General features: G+C 39.7%; 7 protein-coding genes and 1 pseudogene. 3 read left to right on the top strand and 5 right to left on the bottom strand.

The features are described from left to right. Both B2X72_RS16380 and B2X72_RS16375 read right to left on the bottom strand, forming a co-directional pair. A pseudogene (locus B2X72_RS16380) lies at positions 1–332 on the bottom strand (hypothetical protein); the annotation flags it as partial. A 198-nt stretch (positions 333–530) separates the two neighbouring features. Further along, entirely contained in the window at positions 531–1,121 is a 591-nt protein-coding gene (locus B2X72_RS16375) for a TIGR00730 family Rossman fold protein (RefSeq protein WP_145331066.1), read from the bottom strand. A gap of 285 nt (positions 1,122–1,406) precedes the next feature. Between B2X72_RS16375 and B2X72_RS16370 the strand changes: the two genes are divergently transcribed. After that, the gene (locus B2X72_RS16370) at positions 1,407–3,770 is read left to right on the top strand and encodes a glycoside hydrolase family 127 protein (protein WP_088160852.1); all 2,364 of its coding nucleotides are present in this window, start codon (positions 1,407–1,409) and stop codon (positions 3,768–3,770) included. 103 nt (positions 3,771–3,873) lie between these two features. Here the strand turns inward: B2X72_RS16370 and B2X72_RS16365 are convergent, their stop codons facing one another. Next, on the bottom strand, positions 3,874–5,859 hold the full coding sequence (locus B2X72_RS16365; protein ID WP_286850725.1) for a glycoside hydrolase family 97 protein: 1,986 nt from the start codon (positions 5,857–5,859) through the stop codon (positions 3,874–3,876). 269 nt (positions 5,860–6,128) lie between these two features. On the opposite strand from B2X72_RS16365, the gene B2X72_RS16360 reads away from it, so the two are divergent. Together B2X72_RS16360 and B2X72_RS16355 are read left to right on the top strand one after the other, a co-directional pair. Beyond that, positions 6,129–6,797, top strand: coding sequence for a DinB family protein (locus tag B2X72_RS16360; protein WP_286850723.1), 669 nt, complete (start codon positions 6,129–6,131; stop codon positions 6,795–6,797). Positions 6,798–6,801: 4 nt separating this feature from the next. After that, complete coding sequence (locus tag B2X72_RS16355) at positions 6,802–7,254, top strand: SRPBCC family protein (protein ID WP_286850721.1); 453 nt, start codon at positions 6,802–6,804, stop codon at positions 7,252–7,254. Between the two features lie 171 nt (positions 7,255–7,425). Here B2X72_RS16355 and B2X72_RS16350 read toward each other — a convergent pair whose 3' ends face one another. Both B2X72_RS16350 and B2X72_RS16345 read right to left on the bottom strand, forming a co-directional pair. Continuing rightward, complete coding sequence (locus tag B2X72_RS16350) at positions 7,426–8,451, bottom strand: hypothetical protein (RefSeq protein WP_286850720.1); 1,026 nt, start codon at positions 8,449–8,451, stop codon at positions 7,426–7,428. 219 nt (positions 8,452–8,670) lie between these two features. After that, positions 8,671–8,985, bottom strand: coding sequence for a hypothetical protein (locus B2X72_RS16345; RefSeq protein ID WP_145331062.1), 315 nt, complete (start codon positions 8,983–8,985; stop codon positions 8,671–8,673). Positions 8,986–9,178 lie beyond the last annotated feature (193 nt).

Below are 9,178 nucleotides of genomic sequence, written 5' to 3'. Positions count from 1 at the left end.
ATTGAAAAAAAATGATATTTAGGCCCTTTTCCCAGTGGACGCATATCAACACCATTATGCTGCGCGCTGATATAGCTGCCACGGGAATAGATATCTGGAGATATACGATTATGCCGTTCCTCCCGAAATGTACCACTGCAGTTTCGGGTAGCACTTTCATTGAGGTTGAGTACCACCTGATCCCTAAAAATCTCGCTGTTCACCACTTGAATATGCTGTGGTATATTTAACAATGAGGCTTCTAGCCGCATTGCTTCTGACAGTTGTTTCGGATTATATCTTTTGTAATACTTCGAACTAATTTCGACTTCGTCAATTCTGAACGATTTCATAGTATTCTGAGATACTGTTTGAGCAATAAGCCCAAACAGAGAAACGATAAAAATACAGGCTAAAAAAACCGAGATTGTAACATATGGAGGAATAAGAAATTCTGTTACAAATCTCTAAATCGAAATTAAAAAGCGATAAGAATGCTATTAGTCAGAAATAAGAGCAGGATTAAGATGATATAAAAATTTACCGAAGCCCTAAATTTCATCCTTCTCAATCCATTTTGGAACCAGTGGTGCTTCATACTGTTGCATTTTCTCGATCAGCTCTTCAATCGTATCAGCGACCAATAACATTGCTCTATTTTCCTGCTTAAGAAGCCCTTCTTCGACCATGTGATCAATAAATTGAATTAGATGATTATAAAATCCATTGATGTTTAATAAACCAACTGGCTTTTTATGTAAACCCAATTGAGCCCATGTAATCATTTCAAAAAGTTCTTCCAATGTACCAAAACCGCCCGGCAGTGCAATAACCCCTTCGGCGTAATCGCTCATAATTCGTTTACGATCATGCATGGTATCTACAATAATCAGTTTTGTTACACCCCTATGCTCTCTTTCTTTCGAATTCAAAAAATCGGGAATCACACCTATTACTTCACCTCCGTGCGCAAGAGCTCCATTCGCAACAGCCCCCATTAGGCCAACCCTTCCGCCGCCATAAACCAAACGGATACCGTATTCAGCCAAAACCTTTCCCACATAGGAGGCTTGCTCTTCATACACGGCCGAATTCCCTAAACTGGAAGCACAAAAAATAACAATACTATTAATTTTATTCATATACAAGTATAGCTAAAAATAAACGGATCAGCTCTTTTTTATTGCGATCTTATCAGCAGGCCAGGATTTTACCTTCCTAAACACAAAATAAGCAAAACTCTAATTATCAAATAAATACAACTTAAAACTATTCATCCTTTTTCTCTTGCATAGATAAATGTAAAAAAAACACTTAAAATAAATAACACATTTAATATCTTTGATTTACCGGTCTTTTTTATACATAACGGCTAACCAGACAAGCTCATCAGATCTTGTTAATAACAAATGATAATTTCAGTCCATATGATCTTCAAAAACAAATTTTTGCACAGTGCTCTCTTAAGCTTATTTTGTCTGGCGCTATCTGCTCAAACAACTCCTCAATTAAATTATTTCGATTTAAGAGAGGTAAGGTTGTTACCTGGAGTTTTTAAACATGCTGAAGACCTGGATATCACTTATTTATTGGAAATGGATCCGGACCGATTGTTGGCTCCATTTTTACGCGAAGCCAATTTACCGCTTAAAAAAGACTCTTATACCAATTGGGAAAATACAGGACTAGATGGCCATATCGGAGGTCATTATCTATCTGCGCTGGCTCATATGTATGCCGCTACAGGAGATCTTCGCATCAAGGAACGCCTGGATTACATGCTGGTCAACTTGAAACGTTGTCAGGAAGCAAATGGAAACGGATACATTGGCGGGGTGCCTGGGGGTAAAATTAGTTGGACAGAGATTCAACAAGGCCGGATCAACGCCGGTAGCTTTAACTTGAATGGAAAATGGGTACCGCTATATAATATACACAAAACCTATGCTGGCCTGCGAGATGCCTACTTGTTGACAGGCAATGAATCTGCGAAAGACATGCTTATTCAGATGACTGATTGGGCGCTTAAGTTGGTTGGTCAACTTTCCGAAGCTCAAATACAGGAGATGTTACGAAGTGAACACGGTGGACTGAACGAAACCTTTGCTGATGTCGCTGCAATTACCCAAAACCCAACTTATCTCGAGCTGGCTCGTAAATTTAGTCATCAATCCATACTTGAGCCCTTATTAGCGCATCAAGATCATTTAACAGGATTGCACGCAAATACACAAATTCCAAAAGTTCTCGGTTTTAAACGCATCGCTGACCTTTCCCACAACGAAAAATGGGCTGAGGCTGTTCGGTACTTTTGGGACAATGTCGTTGAGCAACGCTCGATTGCTATTGGTGGAAATAGTGTGAGTGAGCATTTTAACCCTACGGACGATTTTTCAAAGATGTTATATAGCATTGAGGGACCTGAAACCTGCAATACGTACAATATGTTACGGCTCACAAAAATGCTCTACCAAACTGATCCGCAAGGAAAATACCTCGATTTTTATGAACGTGCTCTTTACAACCACATCTTATCGACACAACATCCCGAACATGGTGGATTAGTTTATTTCACACAAATCCGTCCGGGGCATTATCGCGTTTATTCACAAACACAGACAAGTATGTGGTGCTGCGTTGGATCAGGGATGGAAAACCACGCCAAATATGGTGAAATGATCTATGCACAACGCAACAATGACTTGTTCGTCAATTTGTTTATTCCTTCACGCTTGGACTGGAAAGAGAAAAACATGGAAGTTATTCAAGAAACGAACTTTCCGAAAGAAGCCAATACAAGCATCCGAATCAACCCCAAAAAACCGACTTCATTCAGCTTGTTTATTCGTAAACCCAACTGGCTGACAGCAGCTCCGCATGTATTGATCAATGGAAAGCCTTACCACAATTTCAGTTCAACGAATGATCATATCCAAATCAAACGTACATGGCGAAAGGGGGATATCGTCAGTCTTGAATTGCCTATGGGGATACATACTGAGCAGTTGCCTGATAAAAGCAATTATTATAGTATTTTATATGGACCTCTTGTTTTGGGTGCCCGTAGTGGACAGGAAGATCTTTTGGGACTTCAGGCCGATGACAGCCGAATGGGGCACATTGCATCGGGAAAACAAATCCCTTTACGTGATCTCCCAATTCTTAAAGCTGAGCCGAACAATATTCCGGCACTTGTAAAACCAATAGCATCCAAGCCCTTACATTTTACGCTCTCAGATCTTTATTTGGAAAAAAAAGGTATTCAAATGGAACTAGAACCCTTTTTCGGTATTCATGATTCCCGTTATATGATCTATTGGCCTCAAGCAACAGAAAAGGAACTACAGGCGTTACAGGAGAAAATGAACAGTGATGAAATAGAAAGCTTGGCGCTAGCTGCCAAAACAGTCGATAAGGTTGTCGCTGGAGAGCAACAACCGGAATCAGATCACTTTTTTCGCGAGCAAAATAGCAATGCTGGGGCATTCGGCGATACACGCTGGCGCGATACAAAAGACTGGTTTAGTTATGTGATGAAAATAACGCCCGAGACCCAACTGATAGCAATCAAATTGCTGGCAGACAACTCATCAAGGATAACGGAGGTTATGGTCGATGGTAAAACCATTAGCACACTGGAAGACAAGGATGAGAAGTCAACCATTAAAACAATACGTATACAGCTTCCCAATGATGGTATAGGGAAAACCAAAATAGAACTAAAAATTAAGGCCGGGGCAGGATCCACAAGTCACAAGATCCTAGAAATCCGGACTCTTCGTCCTGACTAATGGAAACTTTGAGAAAGTTTCCATTAGTCAGGAGTGATTCACTTAGTCTTGATTAACTGAGTTAATCAAGAACGATTCAGTTAGTCAGAAGAGCGCAGTTGTTTTATTTTCCGATTAAAACAACTGCGCCATCCGGTTGTAATGTCAATTTGATGGTCTTTGTTTTGGAAAGTCGAATTTGTTTCTGTTTTGATTCCCGGGCGATGTTATCGTCGATTAGCTGTACCGCATCCGTACTCAACATGGGCAAATTCACCGATACAGCCTTTTCTTTGCCTTCGGCATTTATACCCGCTATATACCATGTATCACTCTTTCTCCGGGCAAGTATGACATATTTACCTGGATAACCATCAATAAAAATTGTTTCATCCCAGGTTGTAGGTACCTGTTTCATAAAATCAATCACATGGGCTGGCATTTCCTGTAAATTATTGGGTGTCAACCCAAAATTTTGCACTGGAGTCTGAAATAAAATCGCAGTTGCCAATTGAAATGTTTCTGTCGTTTTGCGAATAGTACCACCGTTATTCTCACGGTTATGACGTTTGTTCAACAAAACCGGACCAAAATCCATTGCCGCCACGGCGTTGCGAATAAATGGATGTAAAGTCGCATTAAAGGCCTCCGTATCATTTGCATGTTGTGTGAAAATCAAGTTTTCGGAGGCCAATACAGCTTCACTACCCACGAAATTCGGATACATACGCTCCCAACCCCGCGGTAAAGTACATCCATGAAATATAACTGTTAATCCATAATCATTTGCATCCGAAAGAATATCTTCGTAAAGCTTAAGTGTTTCCTGTTTATCACCTCCAAAAAAATCAACTTTGATTCCTTTAATGCCCACACGCTGCATCCATTGCATCTCGGCTTTACGTGCGATCGAAGTATTCATTTTATTTTTTGGTGTTTGCGGTGCGTCGTTCCAGAATCCATTCGAATTGTACCACAGGCAAATACCTACGCCCCGCTCCTTTCCATAAGCCACCAATTGTTCAATTTTTTTGTGGCCGATCTTTGTATCCCACCAATTGTCGATCAATACAAATTCATAACCCATTGAAGCTGACAGATCAATAAACTTCTTTTGGTCTTCAAAATTAATACTACCATCCTGCCATTCCAGCCAACTCCACGTTGCCCGTCCGAATTCGTATTTCTTCGACGCCGGATATTGCGGCTCAACAACATCGAAAGGAATGGTCGTCTCCACAATGGGTTTTAGATTGCGCCCGATAGTCAGTGTACGCCAAGGTGTATAACCGGGTAATGAAATTGTGGGAGCTGCACGTCCAATGCCATTGTTCTCCCCTTCTTCCGGGAAAGCAATACTATAAAGACCATCCTTGGTGCCTTCGCTTAACTTGGATGCACAATAAGCACTTGATACACCCGTTTCCGAAACAAGTACCCATCCACGATCCCCAACATGAAAGAGTGCAGGAAAAGTATATCCAACACCATACTTCGAAGGTATCCCTAAAGCCTGATCTGCCTGATATTCCTCTTCATAACTTGGCTTTGTTTTCATCCAACCTATCATCGGGGAAGCTTGAGCTGTTAAAAATGTTGTTGTAATGAGTGGAAATTTAAAGCCACTCTCCTCCTTTATTAATGCAAAATTGGCCGGCTCGCCTACCTGAGGCACATAATATCGGAAGGCAATATTGTTGTTGCTAACACGGAAAGTAACCTCAATCTGTTGCTTTGAAGCATTCTCCAACAAATAACGCAATTCATTCGCTTTATACGCTACCTGACTGCGTTTGATTTTTGATTCGTTATAATTGCTCGAAATTTCAGCTCTTTTTTCTGCTATTGGATGCAAATTATCACTTAAATTTATCGTCTTGCTTTGGAGCCCAAGCGGAGAAGCTTCCAACATCGTTTTCCCTTCCAGTTCAACCTCATAGAATAGATTGCCGTTTTTCAGATCCAATTTAACGGTCAAAGTTCCATCAGGACTAGATACCGATGTCTGCTGTGCTACAGCAATTGTGCCCAATAAAGACACGATACATACCAAAACATAAGGTTTTAATGGTAAACGTCTAAAATAGCGCGTATAATTGTGATTTAACATAGATTAACTCAAATAGTAGGTTAGTTATTCTGTTAAAGATAAGGTTTTATTTTAATAAATGTACAAAAAACACTTATTATGTAATACGACACTTATCCAGCACTTGATGCCACTATTTAAGGAATTATTACTTTCTGATTAGGGAGCCGGCCTCCACACCTTTTCTTGCCTTATGGAAAGATATAGAAAACAAAAATGCGTTATAATTGTAAAGAAGTAGTGACATTTATTTTTACGATTTTAATACGTATCAAACTATGAATCTAATTATGAACATGATAGCAATTGCAAGTATAGCAACTGCTTCCTTAGCTCCATTATCAGCCAAATCACGATTATTGCTCGAGCAAAAGAACCAAAACATTGCGCTGATATTAAAAAAACAGAGCTTAAAACGTAATTATTTGGGAACCGACTCGCTATTACAATACTTTAACCAAACAACTGCAGAACTTGAAAAGCAGGTTGCGGGTTTAAGCGAAGCGCAGCTCCAATTTAAACCAGCGCCTGACAAATGGTCTATCAGTCAATGCCTTGAACATATTATTCGTTCAGAACGAATGATATTTGACATGGCAAAAAAAGGCCTGGATCAAGATCCACAACCTGAAAGGCGGAAAGAGATCAAGATGACCGACGACAATCTCAAGAATGCACTCACAGACAGGAGTCACAAATATCAGGCACCCAAGGAACTCCAACCAGAGGGCATTTATAAAAATGTGAAAACGGCACTCGCTGATTTCAATGCCGCGCGTAAGCCAGTACTTGATTATATCAAAAAAGCTGATGCGGAAGATCTTAGAAATCATGTCAGCGACTCCCCAACCGGTCCAATTGATGGTTACCAAGCCCTGATGTTTATTGCCGCACATTGTGCACGTCATACCAAACAAATCGCTGAAATAAAAGCCGATCCCAATTTTCCAAAACAATAGAAAGATGAAGAAATTGACCTATCAAATTAAGATTGATGCTCCTGTCTCACGGGTTTTTAAAACAATGCTCGATAAAGAAACGTACAAACAATGGACTAGTGCCTTCGATCCGAGCTCTGATTTCGAAGGCGTTTGGGAAAAGGGACAAAGAATTCATTTCACTGGCGTCAATGAAAATGGTGAAAAAGGCGGAATGGTAGCAGAGATTGCTGAATATATTCCAAATTCATATGTATCTATTCGCCACCTTGGCATCTTAGATAAGGGCCAGGAAATTTTATCCGGACCAACAGTTGAAGATTGGGCAGGAGCATTAGAAAACTATTCTTTTTCAGCCATCGAGGGACAAACATTATTGAAAGTGGATGTTGATACAAACGACGAATACATCGATTACTTTAATGAAGCTTGGCCAGATGCTTTGCAACTTTTAAAAGAGTTGAGTGAAACTAAATAAGTTTAATTAGGCGCTTAATGATCAAGCGCTCGCTAGACTGATCAAAAACACATATTGACTCAATAAAAAGGGGGATCTAAATCCCCTTTTTATGTTTTTGCTTTATGCATTTAAGCAAACCTAAGAAAGTCAACTTCTTTAAAATATGCCCTTTATATTTTTAGCATTAGTTTACTTTTCCTTTTTGACGTGAATATCAAAAATATTGTAATACTCTAACGTACTATAATCCTTGAGGCTCATGAAGTCATAAGTAAGTGGATAATTAAAGATATTTTCCGTCTGGCTTACATAAAGGAGCATATCGCGGAGTGCTGTTCCAATAGCCTGGGCTCCTTTTGGATACTGAATAAAACTGTTCTTCCCGCCACCACGATAGTAGATCAGCAAATTACTGCAATCGAGGACTTTGATATCTATATCATCCAGTGCTTGCTTTTCCAATATTTTGTCTATCGCTGTATTGAGTTTTGCCCGTGTTGAATCAGTTTCTCCCATCAGAATCATATTGGTGCCATAAGTCACCGAAGAAAGCACATAGGGAGAGTAACCTGCTTGGGTCAATGCTGCGACTTCCGATGTTGGGTAAGCTTCATAATACTCCATATAATCAATATATATTGTAAGCTTATTGACATTGCCTATCCGAAGTGTGCTATTGGGTTTACTGATCGTCGTTGAATCTGCATGTCTCACAAGGGATAAGGCCTTCTTTACATCCTTCGAATTACCAAGAAATCCCTGTATTTCGGCATAATCTTCAAAAGTGCTGGAGGAGAAATTCATGCTGCTCGCCTGTTTCGATTTTTCAAACTTATTGGCATAAGCAAGGCCATTTTTATAACTGGGCACAAAGAAGCCCAAATCTATGGATGCGTCGTTATAAGACAAAAAATGGAATTTAACTTTTTTTGCTTTTGCTTCCAGGCTTTCTAGTCGCGGACCATCAAGGGTATCTTTGAGACTCCAAAGTCCCCCCAGGAACACCTTTTCATCAATATTGTCATCAGCGAAAAGCTTACTCATTTGTAACTGTACTTTTCGAATCTCATACTTATCTGGCGGAACAGTGGGTTCATTTTTGGTGGTATCTGTAGGTACCACCTCTGGGGGCTCTACCTTTGGCTCGATGGGATCTTTTGTACAACTTAGCCATATCAGTGAGCTAAGAAGAAGTAAAAAATTTCTAGTGTGCATATTGAAGTTCTTCGGTTTCAAATTCCGTTATCATTAAAAACAGGGACCACTCGTACTTTTTTATCTGATAAATTAAATATAATAATCGAAGATAGCGTTTTTTTTCATCAGTCCAAAACAAAAAAGCGGGGTTTTAACCCCGCTTAGATTTAACCTTTTGTAACACCGTGAAAATGCAGAAGCCTTTCAGCTGATTGAAATCAAGAGCGATCGCCTGCATTAAACACCCCAAAAAGCTCTACACGCTCTAAAGAACGATCCACAACCGCCACTCGTATAGGTGTCTGAAGTATGTGTACCGACCAATTGTGCCGTATCATAGTCATAAAAACTCAATACAAAAACACAATGCGTTAATTGGCCTTTGCTTTCTTTGACCTCTTCGGTGACTTTCACGAGGGTGTTCGTTTTAGGAAGGCGGTAAGTCGTCGTTTTAACATTGACATTTTCTTTCGGAGCCTTTTCTGTTGTCTTTGCAGAAGCCACTGTAGATAGCAGCGCAACCGCCATCAAACTCATCATTAATTTTTTCATTGTTTCTATTTTTTTGTTAAACCATAACATGCTTTTGAAGCAGGTCTTTATTTTATGGAAGTAAAAATAGAAACGCATTTAACTAATTTTACGGTGATTTATTATTTGCTATAGGCCCCTTCATTATTCGTGGTTGTTAGTCTATTATTCGCAATACAACTGTTTGTACAATATATGAATATTCCGACAAAAG

It is taken from the genome of Sphingobacterium sp. UBA7253 (genome assembly GCF_002472745.1).
Classification (GTDB): domain Bacteria; phylum Bacteroidota; class Bacteroidia; order Sphingobacteriales; family Sphingobacteriaceae; genus Sphingobacterium; species Sphingobacterium siyangense.
This window is presented reverse-complemented; position numbering and strand designations above follow the sequence as displayed.

Coding starts and splice junctions, on each gene's coding strand:
- B2X72_RS16375 (WP_145331066.1), bottom strand. CDS start 1,121: ATGAATAAAATTAATAGTATTGTTATTTTTTGTGCTTCCAGTTTAGGG.
- B2X72_RS16370 (WP_088160852.1), top strand. CDS start 1,407: ATGATCTTCAAAAACAAATTTTTGCACAGTGCTCTCTTAAGCTTATTT.
- B2X72_RS16365 (WP_286850725.1), bottom strand. CDS start 5,859: ATGTTAAATCACAATTATACGCGCTATTTTAGACGTTTACCATTAAAA.
- B2X72_RS16360 (WP_286850723.1), top strand. CDS start 6,129: ATGAACATGATAGCAATTGCAAGTATAGCAACTGCTTCCTTAGCTCCA.
- B2X72_RS16355 (WP_286850721.1), top strand. CDS start 6,802: ATGAAGAAATTGACCTATCAAATTAAGATTGATGCTCCTGTCTCACGG.
- B2X72_RS16350 (WP_286850720.1), bottom strand. CDS start 8,451: ATGCACACTAGAAATTTTTTACTTCTTCTTAGCTCACTGATATGGCTA.
- B2X72_RS16345 (WP_145331062.1), bottom strand. CDS start 8,985: ATGAAAAAATTAATGATGAGTTTGATGGCGGTTGCGCTGCTATCTACA.